Origin of the sequence: Bacillus haikouensis (genome assembly GCF_013179555.1) — a bacterium.
Lineage (GTDB): Bacteria > Bacillota > Bacilli > Bacillales > Bacillaceae_B > Rossellomorea > Rossellomorea haikouensis_A.
The window spans coordinates 1-18016 of sequence record NZ_JABMCR010000067.1; the positions used below are offsets into that span (position 1 = coordinate 1).

Annotated in this window: 18 protein-coding genes and 1 riboswitch; of the genes, 3 read left to right on the forward strand and 15 right to left on the reverse strand. The window is 41.5% G+C overall.

Translation table 11 applies throughout. The features are described 5' to 3' along the window. The 4 genes from HP456_RS08630 to HP456_RS08645 all read right to left on the reverse strand — a co-directional run. Window positions 1–211 (reverse strand): hypothetical protein (locus HP456_RS08630; RefSeq protein WP_172250062.1); only part of this gene is annotated, 211 nt, incomplete at its 3' end. Window positions 212–278: 67 nt separating this feature from the next. Beyond that, the gene (panF, locus tag HP456_RS08635) at window positions 279–1709 is read right to left on the reverse strand and encodes a sodium/pantothenate symporter (protein WP_172250064.1); all 1431 of its coding nucleotides are present in this window, start codon (window positions 1707–1709) and stop codon (window positions 279–281) included. Continuing rightward, window positions 1702–1977, reverse strand: a complete 276-nt coding sequence (locus HP456_RS08640; protein WP_172250066.1) for a YhdT family protein — start codon at window positions 1975–1977, stop codon at window positions 1702–1704. Before HP456_RS08640 ends, panF begins: the two co-directional genes overlap by 8 nt. A 276-nt stretch (window positions 1978–2253) precedes the next feature. Then, window positions 2254–2997, reverse strand: coding sequence for a YwaF family protein (locus HP456_RS08645; protein WP_172250068.1), 744 nt, complete (start codon window positions 2995–2997; stop codon window positions 2254–2256). A 160-nt stretch (window positions 2998–3157) separates the two neighbouring features. Between HP456_RS08645 and HP456_RS08650 the strand changes: the two genes are divergently transcribed. Continuing rightward, window positions 3158–4708 carry a hypothetical protein gene (locus HP456_RS08650; protein WP_216663215.1) on the forward strand — a complete coding sequence of 517 codons (1551 nt, stop codon included), beginning with the start codon at window positions 3158–3160 and terminating at the stop codon, window positions 4706–4708. A 53-nt stretch (window positions 4709–4761) separates the two neighbouring features. Here HP456_RS08650 and HP456_RS08655 read toward each other — a convergent pair whose 3' ends face one another. Both HP456_RS08655 and ku read right to left on the reverse strand, forming a co-directional pair. After that, window positions 4762–5430, reverse strand: a complete 669-nt coding sequence (locus HP456_RS08655; protein WP_172250072.1) for a phosphatase PAP2 family protein — start codon at window positions 5428–5430, stop codon at window positions 4762–4764. A 28-nt stretch (window positions 5431–5458) separates the two neighbouring features. After that, a complete protein-coding gene (gene ku / locus HP456_RS08660; protein WP_172250074.1) occupies window positions 5459–6301 on the reverse strand; it encodes a non-homologous end joining protein Ku in 843 nt (280 codons plus the stop codon). A 511-nt stretch (window positions 6302–6812) separates the two neighbouring features. On the opposite strand from ku, the gene HP456_RS08665 reads away from it, so the two are divergent. Then, window positions 6813–8639 (forward strand): DNA ligase D, encoded by a 1827-nt coding sequence (locus HP456_RS08665; RefSeq protein WP_312857745.1) that lies wholly within the window; start codon window positions 6813–6815, stop codon window positions 8637–8639. Window positions 8640–8672: 33 nt separating this feature from the next. Here the strand turns inward: HP456_RS08665 and dapF are convergent, their stop codons facing one another. Further along, window positions 8673–9668, reverse strand: coding sequence for a diaminopimelate epimerase (dapF, locus tag HP456_RS08670; protein WP_172250078.1), 996 nt, complete (start codon window positions 9666–9668; stop codon window positions 8673–8675). A gap of 246 nt (window positions 9669–9914) precedes the next feature. Between dapF and HP456_RS08675 the strand changes: the two genes are divergently transcribed. Then, window positions 9915–10208 carry a hypothetical protein gene (locus HP456_RS08675; protein ID WP_172250080.1) on the forward strand — a complete coding sequence of 98 codons (294 nt, stop codon included), beginning with the start codon at window positions 9915–9917 and terminating at the stop codon, window positions 10206–10208. Window positions 10209–10212: 4 nt separating this feature from the next. Here the strand turns inward: HP456_RS08675 and HP456_RS08680 are convergent, their stop codons facing one another. The 8 genes from HP456_RS08680 to HP456_RS08715 all read right to left on the reverse strand — a co-directional run. Then, window positions 10213–11454 (reverse strand): EAL and HDOD domain-containing protein, encoded by a 1242-nt coding sequence (locus HP456_RS08680; RefSeq protein WP_172250082.1) that lies wholly within the window; start codon window positions 11452–11454, stop codon window positions 10213–10215. 225 nt (window positions 11455–11679) lie between these two features. Beyond that, the gene (locus HP456_RS08685) at window positions 11680–12969 is read right to left on the reverse strand and encodes an NCS2 family permease (RefSeq protein ID WP_172250084.1); all 1290 of its coding nucleotides are present in this window, start codon (window positions 12967–12969) and stop codon (window positions 11680–11682) included. 229 nt (window positions 12970–13198) lie between these two features. After that, window positions 13199–13669, reverse strand: coding sequence for a 6,7-dimethyl-8-ribityllumazine synthase (ribH, locus tag HP456_RS08690; RefSeq protein WP_172250086.1), 471 nt, complete (start codon window positions 13667–13669; stop codon window positions 13199–13201). A 49-nt stretch (window positions 13670–13718) separates the two neighbouring features. Continuing rightward, window positions 13719–14912 (reverse strand): bifunctional 3,4-dihydroxy-2-butanone-4-phosphate synthase/GTP cyclohydrolase II, encoded by a 1194-nt coding sequence (locus HP456_RS08695; protein ID WP_172250088.1) that lies wholly within the window; start codon window positions 14910–14912, stop codon window positions 13719–13721. Between the two features lie 17 nt (window positions 14913–14929). Then, entirely contained in the window at window positions 14930–15583 is a 654-nt protein-coding gene (gene ribE, locus HP456_RS08700) for a riboflavin synthase (protein WP_172250090.1), read from the reverse strand. 1 nt (window position 15584) lies between these two features. Continuing rightward, window positions 15585–16691: a bifunctional diaminohydroxyphosphoribosylaminopyrimidine deaminase/5-amino-6-(5-phosphoribosylamino)uracil reductase RibD gene (gene ribD / locus HP456_RS08705; protein ID WP_172250092.1), complete on the reverse strand. Its 1107-nt coding sequence runs from the start codon at window positions 16689–16691 to the stop codon at window positions 15585–15587. Between the two features lie 160 nt (window positions 16692–16851). Continuing rightward, window positions 16852–16996, reverse strand: a riboswitch (FMN riboswitch). A 147-nt stretch (window positions 16997–17143) separates the two neighbouring features. After that, window positions 17144–17464 carry a four-helix bundle copper-binding protein gene (locus HP456_RS08710; protein ID WP_172250094.1) on the reverse strand — a complete coding sequence of 107 codons (321 nt, stop codon included), beginning with the start codon at window positions 17462–17464 and terminating at the stop codon, window positions 17144–17146. A gap of 51 nt (window positions 17465–17515) precedes the next feature. Continuing rightward, a partial coding sequence (locus HP456_RS08715) for a hypothetical protein (protein ID WP_172250096.1) occupies window positions 17516–18016 on the reverse strand: 501 nt, incomplete at its 5' end.

The following is an 18016-nucleotide window of genomic DNA, read 5'->3' on the forward strand; positions in this document are numbered from 1 at the left end:
GCTGAGAACCTTCACCTTCAACGCTTATCAGCAGAGGGTCTTTATACCGCCCACCCGTTTTGATATCGTTCAACAGCCCCAGAGATAAATTATTTTCTGGTTCTTTCCTAAGAAGAAACGGATAGACTCTGTTGTAGAAGCTATTGATATCTTTATATTTTGTCAGTTTCCAACTCATTTTCCCCACCTCATTTACTAGTTCTATTTTCATGCATCAATCTCCTTCTAATATATATGGGGACAGCCCTTTATCCAGTTAAGGACTGTCCCACTACTTATCAGCTGATTACGTTCCGCTTTGTGATCAGCGAGATGGACATGTACATGACGAACGATATAAGAATGGGGAATACGACAGTGTGCATATCTAAATAATTCGGGAGGAAACTGTGAAATAAAATATATGAAACCAACCCGGAAATCATGGAAGCCAATGCACCGTATGCGTTCCCGGATTTCCAGTATAACCCCAGTACGATCGGCCAAATAAATACTGCTTCCAAACCTCCGAAGGAAAATAAATTGAGCCAGATAATTAACTCAGGCGGACTAAGAGCCATAAGGAATACGGCAGTTCCTGTAATGGAAGTAACCACGAAGCTCATCTTCCTGACCTTCTTTTCACCCGCGTCTTTATTTATATAGTTCATATAAAGGTCCTTAACGATAGCAGAGGAAACAATCAATAAGAGCGAATCAACTGTCGACATGATTGCAGCCATCGGAGCTGCCAGTACAATCCCCGCCAGCCAAGGGGGCAGCACTTCCAAAGCAAGGAGGGGCATAACTTTATCCGCTACCTCCACTCCAGGTATCACCGCCCGCGCAAGCACACCGATCAAATGCATGCCCAGCATGATCGATCCGACTACAATCGTCCCGATTATCAGAGCTCGGTGCAAGGAACGTGAATTTTTATAACTCATAGCCCTTACAGCTACTTGCGGCAAACCTACCACACCCACACCCACCAGTATCCAAAATGAAGATATATATCTGGCACTCAATTCACCATTTGCACCATTTGGACTTAGCAGATTAGGATTTTCCGCTTTTAGATCCATCATAATATTTTCCATGCCGCCTCCTGCCACAATTGTCGCAATCAATAAGATAATCGTACCTGCGAGCATTACGACTCCCTGAATGGCATCGGTGACGGCCACCGCCTTGAATCCCCCGATAATGACATAAACCAGTACTGAAACGGCGAACAGAAATAGCGCACTCTTATATGAAAGACCTGTTAAGGATTCTATTAGCCTCGCTCCTCCTACCCATTGGGCAATCATCGCGGAGAACAGAAAAATGATAATGCTGAGTGCGGAAAGGATTGTTATGTAATGATTTTTATAACGTCCCTGTAAATAGTCTACCAATGTAACCGCATTATATTTCCTGGACATGATGGCAAACTTTTTACCGAGAACAAGTAGGACGAAATAGCCTGTTACAACTTGCGACATCGCTAACAGTACCCAGGATAATCCAAACGAATAAGCTGCGCCAGGTCCACCGATGAAGCTGCTTGCACTTCCATATGTAGCCATCATGGTCATTGCCAGAATGAACCCTCCAAGCTGTCTGCTTCCGAGGAAATAATCCTGCACGAATGAATCTGCTTTCCCTATGTTTCTTGAAGAATAAACTCCAACTATGAATATGATGATTAAAAAGATGATTAAAGGAAACAATGCCATGCTATTCACGATAATCCCCCTCATCCTCAAAAGGGATATCTGTCAGCATATACGTAACGACAAACACCACTAAAATAACCATCAGCAGAAAGCCGGCAATACAGCTGTAAAAAAACCATGCCGGCATTCCCATCACCCACCCATATTCTGAAACAGGACCGCTGCCAAGGCCGAACGCAAAGCTAAACCACCATACAAAATTAATTACAACTAAGACAATTCCGATTAACGCTTCGCGATGAGCGATATGAAACCGTTTATCTTCTTTTTCACTCACTCTTTTTCACTCCTTTACCTCTCCAACGTGCGCATCCATTTACAATTTACGACAGCCGGCGGTGAAATGCAATAGCTTCGTATATACAAAGGAAAAGAGACAATCCCGGAGTTATCACTCCGGGATTGTCTCTACGATTTATTAAAGGGGGGTAATCATGAACCATTCTCCAAAATAGAAAGAAAGAGGGGGAAACTCTTTTGTTTTCATTGAGAATGATTTTCAATATCATTGTAATTCTTCTATCAAGCTTTGTCAACAAAAATAAAGATATTTTTAAGATTGAGCTTTTTCATTGCTAATGAGCGTTGAAATTTCCAATTTCCTCCTTTTCCCTGCAATGAATTTAAACAAAAGGTAATTCAAAGAGAAGACAATAACTGCCGCAATCTCCAGATTGACAATATAAGTGATCCCATCCCCGAACCATAATAAAGGGGTATTCCCTTCAGGCGGCCCTGACAAAAAGAAGTAGTTCGAACCGCTTACTTTATTCACAATATAGATAGGGACTGCTAAACAATTGACTAAGCCAAGCCCGTAAAGAATGGAACCCTTTCGAAGCGGGTAATGATCATAATAAAATAAATACAGAACCATCAAAGGAATGGCCATATGATGAAGAAAATATTTTATATACCGATAATGAGGAAAAGCATACGGAATATCTGGACTGATGAGTGCAAGTATGGGAGGGATGAAACCGATATAGAGGAATAGATAAAACAATCTGCTTCCCCGTTTGAAATACAAATAAATGCCTATGAATGTACTTATGCTGCATAAATGGAGAGGCAAAGTTTTTTGAATAGACCAAATTCCGTTTGATATCGTCCACATTTGATAACTTATTTCAGAAATACAAAGAGTACACACAAGAATAGTCCCTATCCATTTCACATTTGAAAATTTGGATAAACAGAGTAAAATTCCAGCAGTTATAAATGCAAACAATAAAAGTGTCAAAAGGTGTACACTTGAAAACATTTGAAAGTTCATCATCTTTTCAGGTGAAAACATATGTCATCCACTCCCTTGCTTTTCATCATTCATGAAACTGCAGCCGAGTCGGATATCTTAATAAAACGTAAGAAAGGAAAAATTTGGTGTCAATATGATTGAATTATGGTAAAATTCTAAATTGATATCAAATATATAGAAAGAGATTAGGGGGATCATGGTGAAAGAAAAACTAACATCGTTCGGTGTACCTTTCTTGCTGATGCTGCTGCTGCTAGGTGCATTATTCATTCATCAATTACTGGAGGTCAAGAAACAGCCCCAGCCTGACTGGAGCCGGTCGGTTCCGCTAGGGTTTACTACTGAGGACCGGCCTCAGGTATTCTTCAATAACGAGAGCTTGTTTCTGACGGAAAACGGAAAAGTACGTCAATTGTCTTTTGATGATCAATTAAACAAAACAAAAGAATCTGTACAGAATACAAAAATAACCCGCGGATTTCCGTTCTGGTCAAACGGTTCTGTGTTTATTCAAATGAAATCAGGTCAACTGGTTGCAACTGAGAACAATCAAGACAAAGTTATTGAAGAGGGAGCAACCGGGCTTAGCACTTCTGGCGGAAATATCTATTATTGGGTGAACAATGAACTGTATTCATTGGATCCAGCGGATTTATCCAGTAAAGAGATACACACTTTCTCAAAAAATATTATGGAAGTCTACCAAGGCGACAAAGGTATTTCGATTGTACAGGAACAAATGAATGATACATCTGCCGTTCTACATTATATGGATGAAAACGGGAAAATAGTCGGTAATCCTTTCGCTTCAGTAAAGATTTCCACGAATCATCATATTGACGGCTTGACGTTTAAAGTAGAAAACGGAAGTCTGACAGTTTTATATAATGAGGAACAAAGGGCGCAAGGTGTATTAAGCTATTCGATTATGAAATTGGAAGCTCCTTTGAGTGAATTAGGTACAGGTACCCTGACCCCTCAAAAGCTAAAATTCAGAAATGTGGATTCTGGTGAGGCACTTCAAGGACCACGCTCAGCAAAATTAGTTACAGTTGATGAAAGCAATGCCATCCTTTTCACATCAGAAGGACATAAAGTGAGTGATGAAAACGCTGTAAGTGTATACATAGCTCCTTTAGGAGACACCTCGCTTCTGGATGCGGAAACTATAGGAACCACCAAACACTATTCCTACTTTCCTCTCCAGCTGAATGGCAACAGCATCGCATGGCTGGATTACGACGGGGATACATATGAACTTTTTGGCGCTTCACAAGACCCTGATTTTATATCTGCAAGTGTGGAACTAACCAGCCGCAGCCTCAAAGAAGCGGTCAACAATAGTATCATTATGATGTTCAGCAGTGTTATCACCATCATGACTTCTTTCTACTGGGTACTGCCTTCACTATTTCTGCTGATCCTATTGTATATGTTCAGACCGAATATTTTTGAGAAAGACGGGATAAACTGGGTTGAATATGTTTCAATACTCATTTTCCTGATTATGCCTCTTACGTTCATGAACAAAGCAATGAATGGATATTTCTATTTTGTAGCTCCTGAATATCTTACCTTTTCAGGAAGCGGCTATGCTGGGATATTGGTCATCACCCTGCTGACGGCAATTGTATGGAAATTTGGAAGAAACCCTGATTGGGGCACTTTCGGTGGAGTTTTTTATTTTATGGGGGTATACATCCTTCTTTACGTCACTTCATTTGGTCCATATATTTTTAATCTATACTAATTTGACCATTTTTGAATACAAAAACCTGAAACGGGTTATAGCGTTTCAGGTTTTCATTTATCGACATATTTCCAGTCGCTTCTTTTATAAAAAAATATATACAGTGCAATACAAAGGGTGAGCCACCCGCCACCTGCTGAAAATCCCCCTATAATATCACTCGGGTAATGAACGCCAAGATACACTCTGCTGATACCTATAAAGAAAATAAGCGATGAAAGACAGACAACACTCATCCATTTATAAACCTTTCTGTCAAACGCGCGAAAAAGCATGAACGCTACAGAACCGTAAAAGATGAACGACCCCATTGAGTGTCCGCTCGGAAAGCTGTATCCTCCCTGCTCGATCAATGCTTCAATATCAGGCCTGTCCCGCTTGAATATCCATTTTAAAAGCCAATTGAAACAACCTCCCAGTCCTACAGTCAATGCAACAAACACAGCCAATGGATATTTTTTTATAAATAATAATACGATTACAACCCCGATTGTGCATATACTCAGCCACTTCACACCGCCCAAAAAGGTAATGGAAGTCATCAATATTGTCAGCTTTGGTGATACAAAAGCATGAACGATATCGAAGACCCCATTGTCGAATCCGGCTATTTCATTTTCCTTCCACTCTTCTACAATTGAAACAAATCCCCAAGTGAAAATTCCTAAACAGATGAAAGAGATGATCAAAAATATTGTTTTTTTAAGTTGTCTCTTCTCCAACGTATATCTCCTTCCCACTTGATTCTTTTTATTGTGCTTTCTTCTTCGCCGTCGGTTTCTTTTTTGCCGGTTTCTTTTTAGTGTCCGTTTTCTTTTCCGGTTTTGTGGAATCAATTGAAGCTTGAAGTGCTGCCATCAAATCAGTCACATTTTCTTTTGGTGCCTTTTCTTTAGCAGTCACTACTTTCTCACCAGTTTGCTTGGATTCAATCAACTGACTCAACCGTTCCCTGTATTCATCGTGATAATTTTCAGGCTGGAACTCTGAAGTCAATTGTTCAATCAGCATTGTGGCCGTTTCCAATTCTTTTTCCGAGACATCATCGTTCTCCGGTACATTCGGAACATCATTGGTAATCCTGACTTCATCCGGATAGTGAATCGTTTCCATTACTAACGTATTTTCATATACCCTTACCACTGATAGTTGTTCTTTTGATCTCATCGTAATTTTGGCAATACCTACTTTTCCAGAAGTCAACAAAGCTTTCCGTAAAAGCGTATAAGCTTTCTTCCCTCCATCATTTGGAGAAACAAAGTAACTTCTGTCATAGAAAATCGGGTCAATTTCATCTATTTTGATAAAATCCAAAATTTCCACTGTTTTTTCTGCATTTGTTTCCTTAATTTGATTCAGTTCATCTTCTTCCAAAACCACAAACTTGCCTTTGGTAACCTCATATCCTTTTACAATGTCTGAATGATCGATTTCTTTTTCACATACGGGACAAACTTTTTCATACTTGATCGGTGTGTGACATTCTTTATGAAGAGAACGCAGCTTTATATCCCTGTCTTCGGTTGCCGAATGCAGCTTGATTGGGATATTTACTAACCCGAAACTTATCGAACCTTTCCATATGGTATGCAATACAATACCCTCCTTTTTAAATACTGAATCCCATTAACTTTATCTTTTAGTTACCTATTGCACTTCATTCCCATAAACAATTGGAAATAATAGATGCAGGAATTGTCCACACTATAAGAAAAGCGCATGCGCCTTGGTCAGCCCCGACAAGCGTTTTCGGACCGACCGGTGAAGTCGCTCTTTGACTTTATCGGGCGGACCAAAACGTCTCGAGGAGCTAGGCGCTGGAGCTGGACAATAAGAAAAGCGCATGCGCCTTGGTCAGCCCCGACAAGCGTTTTCGGGCCGACCGGTGAAGTCGCTCTTTGACTTTATCGGGCGGACCAAAACGTCTCGAGGGGCTAGGCGCTGGAGCTGGACAATAAGAAAAGCGCATGCGCCTTGGTCAGCCCCGACAAGCTCTTTCGGGACGAACAGTGAAGTCGCTCTTTGACTTCATTGAGCGGACCGAAACGTCTCGATGCCAGGCGCTGGATTACTAAAATATTCAAGGTGATGCTAAATGAAGCCAATGCTGCCTATCCTTACATGGGAACCTCCCTTAAAGGGGGAATGGAATTACGAAGTGAAATATGATGGTTTTAGAGGGTTATTAAGAATTGATGCCGCTAAAGAAATAAGTTTGAAAAGCAGGAACAATAAGGAGTTGTTACCTCATTTCCCTGAGATTGAAGAGTATTTAAAAGAATTTATGAACCACACTCCCCTACCACTTCCATTGGTACTCGATGGTGAAGTTGTTATTCTGCGATCACCATCGAGCTCAGAATTTTACGAACTTCAAATAAGGGGACGAATGAAAAATAAAAGGAATATTAATAAATCCTCCTCGCAAAGACCAGCGAAGTTTTTGGCTTTCGATCTAATTCAAAGCGGGTCAGAATCATGGAGTACCCAACCTTACAGCAGGCGGAAAAAGGAGTTGAAGAAGCTTTTTTCCACACTTGAATTCCCCCTTAAACCCAATCCTGCAAACCCGGGTGTCATTCAAATGGTCCCTTTCTATACAGATTGGAATTCGGTTTGGAGTAAAGTGACAAGTGAAGAGGGTGAAGGTGTGGTCGCAAAGCTCTCAGACAGTAAGTGGGAAGAAGGAAAAAGGAGTACATCCTGGCTTAAAGTAAAAAATTGGAAAAAGTGCTTGTGTTTTATCACTTCAGTTGACATGAATAATGATTATTTTCATATTGGAGTCTTTGAAGATGAAAAAGTAAAGGGGATTGGATCATTCCATTTTGGCATTTCAGCAAATGATAAAAGAACGTTGAAAGAAATTATTCAAAGAAATCAATCTGGAAAAGCAGGCAGTCAAACCTATATCAATCCTGCGATATGTTTAGAAGTTGTGTACTTAAATTGGTATGAGGAGCAGCTAAGGGAACCGCATTTTCGTCAATTTATGTTCTCTTCCCGTCCTGATGAATGTACGTGGGAACGATTTCTCCTGGATGAGGCCAGTATACCTCAGAATGTGGATATTACTCATCCTGATAAACCGTTATGGGAGGAGCCATCTCTGACGAAATTGGATTATATCCGTTATCTTCGCAGAATTTCAGTCGTGATGCTCCCTTTTCTGCGAAACCGTTTATTAACATGTATCCGGTATCCGCATGGGATGTTTGGAGAATCCTTCTTCCAAAAGAATGTACCTGATTATGCTCCTGACTATGTCCAAACCCGGGAAAAGGATGGAATCGATTATATCGTATGCAATGCATTAGAGAGCCTGATGTGGCTGGGGAATCAATTGGCACTTGAATTTCACATCCCCTTTCAGAAAGCAGGTCAACAAGATGTCAATGAAATTGTGTTTGATCTGGATCCTCCCAGCCGGGAACAATTTTCTTTAGCGGTTAAGGCTGCACTTATCATGAAGGAGATATTTGATGGCATGAAGTTACAAAGCTTCGTCAAAACCTCGGGAAATAAAGGTCTGCAGATTTATATTCCGCTGCCCCCCGGCTTCTCCTGGAAAGATACAGGATTATTTACAGAGTTCATCGCTCATTATCTTGTATCCAATCATCCCGCTGACTTCACGATTGAGCGGATGAAAAAAAACAGGAAGGGCAGGCTGTATGTCGATTACATTCAGCACGGCGAAGGAAAGACGATCATCGCACCCTATTCTTTAAGGGGGAACGATAAAGCTCTGGTAGCTGCTCCATTGTGGTGGCATGAAGTAAGAGAAGGATTAAATCCAGAGGAATTTACGATAGAAGAAGTATTAAAACGTCATATTCGGTTCGGCTGTCCATTCTCTCAATATAACCGGGTAAAAGATTCACAACCTTTTCAGGATGTAATCAGCTTTCTGAAAAGGGATAGAAAATAATGAGCCTGGTCGGTCATCGCCCAGGCTCATTATTTATGCATTTGTAAATATTTTACTGTCTACAATGTGTTTGGCGTGCTTCTGAAGAAGTTCGTATGCACCCTCTTCATTGAAATCTGTTTGCGCGATCAACTCGAAAGATTCAGGCTGGGACAATGAAAGCTGCAGTTCAGCCTCAAACATGTAGGTAGCATTTCCGATCAATTCCATAAAGTATTGACCTTTCTCTTTACGATTGACCACTACCCGTACCTTTCCACCATTGTTATACACATCGATTTCTTCACCCAGTACATTCTGACCGAGAAGACATGTGACGAGACTGGATGCTGACATCGCCGTTCCGCAAGCATTGGTAAACCCCACACCCCGTTCATATGTACGGACATAAATCGATCCTTTCGCCAATGTATGCACAAAGCTGACATTCACTCCATCCGGGAACAGATTATTCGGTCCATTAACCGTTTCTGAAATCATTTTCTGTTGGTTGGAAATGATGGTTTCAGTGTCTACAATACTAATTAGATGGGGATTTGGCACCGCTAATACAGTAAATTGCAGATTTTTCGATACTTCAGGAATCTTTTGATCGACCAAGCTGGCTTTATTTAAATTCATCGGTACTTTATCAAGATCAAAGAATACAGGAGAGATTTCCACATTGAAAGTAGGAATATCATCATAAATGGCAGGTGCTGATGTCACTCTCAAATCGGCTTTCATTGTTTCGATGATAATGTCTTCTTTGCCCAGTAATTCACACACATATCGGCCAGCGCATCTGAGACCATTGCCGCACATGGATGCTTCGGAACCATCTGCATTGAATACCCTCATTGCGGCATGGCACCGCTCGCTGTCCAGGACAAATAATATACCATCTGCACCTAACCCTTTTTGCCTATCGCATAAAGATAGTGCGAGATTTTGTCTTGCTTCTTCTGTAAAAGTATACCGGTTGGTGATTTCATCAATCAGTAAAAAGTCATTTCCTGAACCGTGACATTTAATAAGCTTTAAATACATTTGAACCCCTCCGTTGCTTACAATCTGACAGACTGCTTTCTTTCAACTGCCTCAATTGACAGTCCAATTTTATTATAAGCTTGCCATAAACCATTCCTTTTGGCAATGTGCAGTTATAACTCTTTATCAGTTTACTACATTGACTCAAACCCTGTGTTAATCAACACGTTTTTTACTGAAAATACCTGTAAAAACAGATACAATGAATAGAACCTATAATTTTGATGAGGAGTGAGGTGACTGTCAATGGAAGAGTTGCTATTTCGTTTTCAAGTGAAAGAAGTCAGCGAAGCGGATGATGAATACCATTCAAGCAATGTTCTTGTTTTAGGTAAGATAATGAACCAAAATAAAGACCTTCTTCAAGAAGGTCTTTTCAGGGTGCGGTTTAATTCGATTGGGATTTATCCCTTCCCAGCGGATATTGCTCGGCAAATCTCATCAAGGAATGTGCAGAGGCTGCTGATGATAGAGTTAAAAAGATATATTAAGCCGCAAAGGAAATTCCTGAAACCAGGAACTTATAAACCGATCTGGTAACCGATCAATCTGTGATTTCCTGAGTCAGGAGCGCTTCCGCCCAAAGACAGGCTTGTTGATAACTTTCTGAAATATCCTGCTCAGTCAGTTTAAACGTACTCATTCTTTCTTTAAGAACTGCCCATTCAGCCTTTTCTACCGAAATGACCAGTTCCAGCATAGCCTTTAACTCATTGGTATGCCCGGTCAATGCGTTACAAATCTCATCATTCAAAGGTAAGTCATTAAGGATCCTTCTCATAGGGACCGAAAGTATGGTGTCCATCAGAGAGAACAGACCGGTGAGAAAATAACTGGATGTGTTAATGTTACCTCTCATTTTTTTGGCTGCAAGCTCACACATTTTGGCCCTTGTAAGACATAAAGTGATGACTTCATTCTCCATCTTTTTCCTGGAGACCGCCTGCTCCCTGACCGCCAGCACATAGATCCATCGTTTGATTTCCATCAATCCTAGTAACACGATTGCTTGACGTATGGAGTGGATCTTATGCTTCGGCCGGTATGCAGGTGAATTGATCAATTTTAAAAGTTTATAAGACAAAGAAAGATCCTGTTCGATCAGTCCGCTGATTACATCGATGCTCGGCTCTGACATTTCCAGACTTTGAATGATGGAAAAGTAGGAATGAAAATAGGTGGGAACATCATGAGACCTGATGATTTTCGGTTTACTGAAAAAATATCCCTGAAAATAATGATAACCTTGTTGCCGTGCGTGCTGATACTGCTCTTCCGTTTCGACTTTTTCAGCGATCAGTTTATATCCCAATAAACTTGATAATACTTCAATACTCTTTCTCATTTCACCAGTCGTCGTCAGAAAATCCACTTTCACAAAATCTGCCGCCTTCAACAATTCTTTGGAAAAAGGATTTGATTCATTGAAGATAAAATCATCCAAGGCAATCTTGTAACCAAGTTTCTTAAGTTCAAGACAGATTTCCACTACTTCACGGCTCGGCTCTACAGATTCCAGTACTTCAACCACGATTTCCCTTGGATTAAAGTAAGTAGGAACCTTTAATCTTAGAAGATTTTCAGTGAAATTAATAAAACATGGTTTTCCCGATGATAATGAGTCAATTCCAATATTTAGAAAACTATTTATAATAACATCCGCTGTTGCCTGGTCTCCATCTATATCAGGAAACATATTCACCTGATTATGTCTGTATAGAAGCTCATAGGCTGCCTTTTCCTCATTCAAATCAAAAATTGGCTGCCTCGCAACAAATACTTCCATTCTCCACACCCCTGCCAAATCCCCATATGTAACCAATATTTGTGTTTTTTGTAGTTATTTAGATTTGTATTTTTCTTAATAATATCAAGTAATATGTAGAAAGTCCACGACATTTGTTAATTTAAGGATGCTGTGAAGGGCAGACTTGCTTTTCGCCAAAACTGAGTTATAAGGGAAAAAGAAAGCGGAGGCGACAAGTATGCCGCCTCCGCTTTCTTTATATTTCTAATGAATCGAATGAACAAAGAAGTTCATCAGGAAAAGCCCTGCAATGATGTAAAGCGGGATGGATACTTCCCTTGCTTTACCTGTGGCCATCTTTAAGATCGGATACATGATGAATCCGATCGCGATGCCATCTGCAATACTATAAGTGAAAGGAATCATCGCAATGATAAAGATCGCCGGAAATGCTTCAGTCAGATCTCTGAGATCCATATGGCGAATGTTTTGTATCATCAATCCGCCAATGATAATCAGGATCGGAGCGATGGCATGGTCCGGAATCCACTTTAAATATGGAATAAACATAACAGATCCCAGGAATAACAACCCAGTTGTCAGAGAAGTCAACCCCGTTCTGCCCCCTGCTGTCATAGCTGCAGCACTTTCAACCGTGGCCACAGTCGGACTTGTTCCGAAGAATCCCGATGTGAATGCAGAAAAAGCATTTGCTTGAAAAGCTTTTGGATATTTGTGAGGCTGACCAATCATATCAACATGACCATGAATCAGACCTATGTTTTCAAAAACAAGCACCATCGTAACTGAAAATACAGCAATCCAAAATGGGATCTTCAGGATAGAATCAAATGAGATCTGTCCGAATACCTGCCCATATTCACTCCAATGAAAGGAGCCTCCTGAAATGGAAGGTTCTATTCCAAATAAGAACCCTAGCAGCGTGCCGAAAGCGATGCTCCAAAGGAACTGTCCCTTTACATTGCGGATAAAAAGAAAAATCGTAACCAAAAAGGTCAGGACGGTTGCCAGCACCTTTAGTTCACCAAAGTCACCGATTGTAATCAGTGCGCTGTCTCCTCTTTGGATCAGACCGCCTTTTTCCAGACCGATAAACATCAAAAACATTCCAAGCCCGACCGTAATCGCCTCTTTTAATGTTTTTGGTATGGCTTCCGATAATATTTTTGAAAGCTTTGTAAAAGCAATGATCATGAACAGTATTCCTGAAACAACTACTACAGCCAATGCTTCCTGCCACATCAAACCTGAAGATTTCACCAGTGTGAATGTAAACATCGCGTTAATGCCCATTCCCGGAACCAGAAGTATTGGTGCATTGGCCCAGAATGCCATGACCAAACATCCAACAAAGGAAGCCAGTATTGTTGCCATTACCGCCCCTTCAAATGGAATTCCAGCTTCAGAAAGAATGAGAGCATTGACAGCGATAATATACACAATCGTAAAATAGCCGATTGCTCCTGCCATTACCTCCTGCTTGAACGTGGTACCATGACTCTTCAATTGAAAAATACCTTTACGCTCGTTCATATAATCTTCCTATAAAACTGCCCTCTCCCTACCCGCTCTTCCCAAAAGGGGTGAGCCACAACATACTATTCTAGCAAATAAGAAGGGATTTGCCAATAAGAATTGTTACCAAGTGATAGAGATTTCGCTGCCAACGCCTTCAATAAAGAAATTCATTTTACGACCTTATGTCGTTTCAAGAAGCATAAAAGCCGGAACCAATCCGGACCCGGCTTTCGTTAGTATTAGTTTATTTGTCTATTTCACGTACAAGATTGGCCATTTCGATCGCGGAGGCTGCTGCTTCCCAGCCTTTATTTCCAGCTTTCGTTCCTGCACGTTCAATGGCCTGCTCAATCGTGTCAGTGGTGAGCACCCCAAAAATCACCGGAATATCTTCCTGAAGAGCCAGATTCGCAACTCCCTTGGCGACTTCACCGCTTACATATTCAAAGTGGGCAGTCGCACCGCGAATAACCGTACCGAGAGTAATAACCGCATCATATTTACCGGAGCGAGCCAGTTTTTTTGCAATCATCGGGATCTCGAATGCACCTGGCACCCAAGTGACAGAGATGTCATCTTCCTCGATGCCATGTCTTTTCAGCGCATCCTCCGCTCCTCCAAGAAGCTTGGATGTAATGAACTCATTAAAACGTGAAACGACGATTGCTACTTTGAGACCTGTTCCGACTAAGTTACCTTCATAAATTGTTTTCATTTTTATATTCCTCCAGTTGAATTGATGTTATCTCCCGCCATCATATTTTCTAAAACTTCAATAAATGGCCAAGCTTCGAATGTTTTGTTTTTAAGTATTTTTCATTTTCAAGCTTTGCAGGCATTTGAATCGGCACCCGATCCATTATTTCCAGCCCGTAGCCCTTGATGCCTGCGATTTTCCGTGGATTATTGGTCAACAGCCGGATACGCTGGATATTCAAATCCCTGAGTATTTGTGCCCCTATACCGTATTCCCTCAAATCGGCACCAAACCCAAGCTTATGATTGGCTTCGACTGTATCAAGCCCTTCTTCCTGAAGTTTGTAGGCTTTCAGTTTATTGATTAAACCGATACCCCGCCCTTCTTGTCTCATGTACAGAAGGACACCTTGCCCCGCTTCCTCTATTTGTGTCAGTGCAGTCACAAGCTGCGGGCCGCAGTCACAGCGGTTTGAACCAAATACATCCCCTGTCAGGCACTCAGAATGTACACGGACCAATATTTCCTCATCTTCTTTCCACTCACCCTTGACCAGGGCGATATGTTCTTTACCCGTCAGGATTTCTGTGTATGCAACAGCTTTGAACTGACCAAATTCAGTAGGTAATTCAATTTCCACTTCACGGGTCACGAGCACTTCTTTTTTACGGCGGTATCGAATCAAATCTTCTATCGTAATCATTTTCAGTTCCCATTTTTCAGCAACCTTCTTCAATTCAGGCACTCTTGCCATCGTTCCGTCTTCATTCATGATTTCACAGATGACACCTGCCGGCTTTGCCCCTGCAAGGGATGCGAGATCTACTGCAGCTTCCGTGTGGCCCGCACGTTTCAGCACCCCGCCTTTCTTTGCGACGAGCGGGAAGACATGACCGGGACGTTTGAAATCTTCCGGAAGGGACTGCGGATTCAACAGCTGGCGGATTGTTTCCGAACGTTCAAATGCACTGATTCCAGTCGTGGATGAACGGTGGTCGATACTGATTGTAAATGCCGTTCCGTGTGGGTCAGTATTTTCATCGGTCATTGGAGAAAGCTTGAATTCATTTGATAATTCTTCTGTAAGCGGGGCACAAATCAGACCCCTTCCTTCTTTTGCCATAAAATTGATGACTTCAGGTGTGGTTTTCTCGGCGAGTGCTACAAAATCGCCTTCATTCTCACGATTTTCATCATCCACTACGATGACTACCTTGCCTTTTTTGAGATCTTCTATTGCTTCCTCAATCGTATGAAACACATGAAACTCCTCCTCCATTAGTCAGCAAAACCGTGTTGGCTCAAAAAATCATAGCTTATCTTACTTGATTGGCCATTAGCCTTTACCCTTTCATAAAAGCGGTGAAAGTATTTTGCCATCACATCACATTCCAGGTTAACCGTGTCGCCTGTTTTCTTTTCGCCCAGAATTGTATCTCCTCTTGTTTGGGGAATAAGGGAAACAGTGATTGAATCATCGCTCAGACCGAATATTGTCAAGGATGTACCGTCGATTGCCACCGAACCTTTCATAATAAAGAAATGAGATAGCTCTTCAGGGATGGAGATATCGAAATAAACAGCGTTTTCGACTTGCGAAAGCCTTTTTATAGTCCCTATACCATCTACATGGCCGTTAACAAAATGACCGCCAAATCGACCGCCGGCCGCCATGGCTCTTTCCAAGTTGACCGGGGAACCTGCAGACAAGTTTCTTAGTGTCGTGCCTTCGAATGTTTCCGGCATGACATCGACTTGGAAAACCCTTTTTGAAAATGAGGTAACCGTCAAGCATACTCCGTTCACGCTGATACTATCTCCGATGTGAATATCTTTCAGGATCCTGTCAGCGGCAATTGATAATGTCATCGATGCTGTCGACTTATTTATTTGTTCCAGTTTTCCTATTTCTTCTACTATTCCAGTGAACAAGTCATCCCTCCTCCTTCACTAATCGATTTTTGGGGACAGCTGTGATTTTGATATCATCACCTATGGACGTGACAGATTTAATTTTCATTTCCATTCCTTCTGCAATCGATTCAAAGCCGCTTCCTCCAAAGCTTGTAAAAGCCTCACTGCCGCCTACAAGTTTTGGTGCCATATACATAATAAATTCCTGAAATGCGCTCTCTTTAAGGAATGAACCGTGTACCAGAGAACCGCCTTCAACATACAGAGATTGAATTGACCTTCTTCCCAGCTCTCTTAATAAAGGGAGGAGGCTGATTTTCTCTTCTTGAAGCGAAATCACTTCACATCCTGCTTCTAGGAAGGGAATCTTTTCGTCATCCTTTACTGAAGCGCTAGTGATGATAAGGGTCTTACTTTCATTGTCATTTACAACATGTGCTTCTAACGGTGTTCTTAATTTGGTATCCAAGATTATTCGAATGGGGTTTTTTCCACCTTGGGGCAAACGGGTGGTAAGGTGCGGATTATCGCGGATGATGGTATTAACTCCAACTAATATCGCGTCATGCCGGTGACGATCATAGTGGACGTCCAGTCTTGATTCTTCAGAAGTGATCCATTTACTGTCTCCTGAAGATGCAGCGGTCTTGCCGTCAAGTGTAACGGCGGATTTCAAGGTCACATAAGGTGTTTTATGTGTCATAAAATGAAAAAAGTGTTTGTTGAGTTCCAGCGCTTCATCGCGGCATGATCCTACATGTACCTCTAAACCAGCGTTTCGCAGTTGTTCTATTCCTTTGCCGGAAACTAATGGATTGGGATCAGTGGATGCGACAAACACCCTTTTTATTCCGCTCGAAATAATGAGCTGTGCACAAGGTGGTGTTCTCCCATAGTGGGAACACGGTTCCAACGTAACATAAATATCAGCACCTGCTGCCTTCTCACCAGCCGCTTGAATGGCATGTACTTCTGCGTGTCCTTCTCCAGCTTTCAAATGGGTTCCGATTCCGGCAATCTCACCATCTTTCACTACGACTGCTCCCACTGAGGGGTTTGGTGACGTTTGTCCCTGCGTGGCTTTTGCCATATTGATTGCAAGCTCCATATAATCTGTGTGTTTCATCTGGTAACCCCCTTTCTACGATAAAAATAAAACCCCAAGTAAAGTTACTTGGGGAGATCGGCATGACAAATAAAGTATAAAATGATTGTTTTCTGAAAATAAAACTTTCATCTATCCCTGATTGGTCAGATGACGTTTTATCGTATAATCATAAATACTGCCGTTCCTTCTCCCATCCAGACTTTCACTGTCGGCTTTGGAGTTTCACCAAATCCACCGCCTGACTTAAATCAGACGGGTCACGGACTGAGAGCATGCTGCTCATCACCGCCGGTAGGGAATTCCACCCTGCCCCGAAGGATAACCTATTCGATTATCATTATTCTATCATAGTTTCTCCTGTGCATCACGCAAGATGCTAATTATTTTGATTTTTAACTAAGGGCCACCATTGTGATGTTCTAAAAATCACTATAAAAAGAAAAATGCCTCCAAAGCGGAAGCATTCACTTTTATTTGATTAACTTCCTGCACTCTTCCGCACAATGGAAACACGCTTTTGCACAGTCCTGACAGTGCCTGTGATCATGTGATTTGCACTCAGTACCGCAAGCTTCACATATCTCTGCACACAAACGTAAGATCCGATCCACAAACTTGCTGCTCCGCTGGATGGCATTGATTGAATATGCACAAATTTCCGCACAGTCCCGATCGAGCTCTATGCACCTCATCATCTGCTGTTCTTCTTTTAAACACGCATGATAACATACATTGCACGCTTCCATACACCTATCCATTGCCTTCAGAACTTCCTTGTAGGCTGAATTCATCCCCTCACCTCCAATACCTTTCTTAGCTTTCCCAAAGCATCAAAAGGATAACTAGGTTGTAAGGAAATAATCCCGGTCGATTAGCCAGAGGAAAATGAGCAGCCAGTCATCCGTTTCAGAATACGCTTCATAAAATGTAATATAGCTGTGATGACTGTCAAACAGCTTTTGAAAACTATGGGGGAGATAGCCTTTTTGTAATGAAAGTTTGTTTACTCCTTGATAGTTCAGTATCCACCGTTTATTCCCCTTATAAAGAAGTATCGTCTCGCTGTTTTTTTCATTCCTCCATTCAACAGCCGTTGTGCTGTGATATTTTAACCTAAATTCAAATCTGTCATCTTCATGTGCTATCGCAATCCGTCTGCTCCATCTGCAGACCGAGAGTGGATTATTATTTTTTCTGTGAAAGATAAAATGTTTAGGGCTGTTGATTAATGAATGCCGTTGAAGCGAGTATTTCGACCATCCATTCGACCTTAAATAAAAGAAGCCCTCTTTAGTATTGATGCCGATCAATGAGTGGCTTGAAGCGGGAATGTTTTCGTAAAA

What these genes read in the sequence shown, in the direction of transcription:
- HP456_RS08645 (WP_172250068.1), bottom strand. Translation starts at nt 2,997, where the DNA reads ATGTTTTCACCTGAAAAGATGATGAACTTTCAAATGTTTTCAAGTGTA.
- HP456_RS08665 (WP_312857745.1), top strand. Translation starts at nt 6,813, where the DNA reads ATGCTGCCTATCCTTACATGGGAACCTCCCTTAAAGGGGGAATGGAAT.
- dapF (WP_172250078.1), bottom strand. Translation starts at nt 9,668, where the DNA reads ATGTATTTAAAGCTTATTAAATGTCACGGTTCAGGAAATGACTTTTTA.
- HP456_RS08675 (WP_172250080.1), top strand. Translation starts at nt 9,915, where the DNA reads ATGGAAGAGTTGCTATTTCGTTTTCAAGTGAAAGAAGTCAGCGAAGCG.
- HP456_RS08680 (WP_172250082.1), bottom strand. Translation starts at nt 11,454, where the DNA reads ATGGAAGTATTTGTTGCGAGGCAGCCAATTTTTGATTTGAATGAGGAA.
- HP456_RS08685 (WP_172250084.1), bottom strand. Translation starts at nt 12,969, where the DNA reads ATGAACGAGCGTAAAGGTATTTTTCAATTGAAGAGTCATGGTACCACG.
- ribH (WP_172250086.1), bottom strand. Translation starts at nt 13,669, where the DNA reads ATGAAAACAATTTATGAAGGTAACTTAGTCGGAACAGGTCTCAAAGTA.
- ribD (WP_172250092.1), bottom strand. Translation starts at nt 16,691, where the DNA reads ATGAAACACACAGATTATATGGAGCTTGCAATCAATATGGCAAAAGCC.
- HP456_RS08710 (WP_172250094.1), bottom strand. Translation starts at nt 17,464, where the DNA reads ATGAATTCAGCCTACAAGGAAGTTCTGAAGGCAATGGATAGGTGTATG.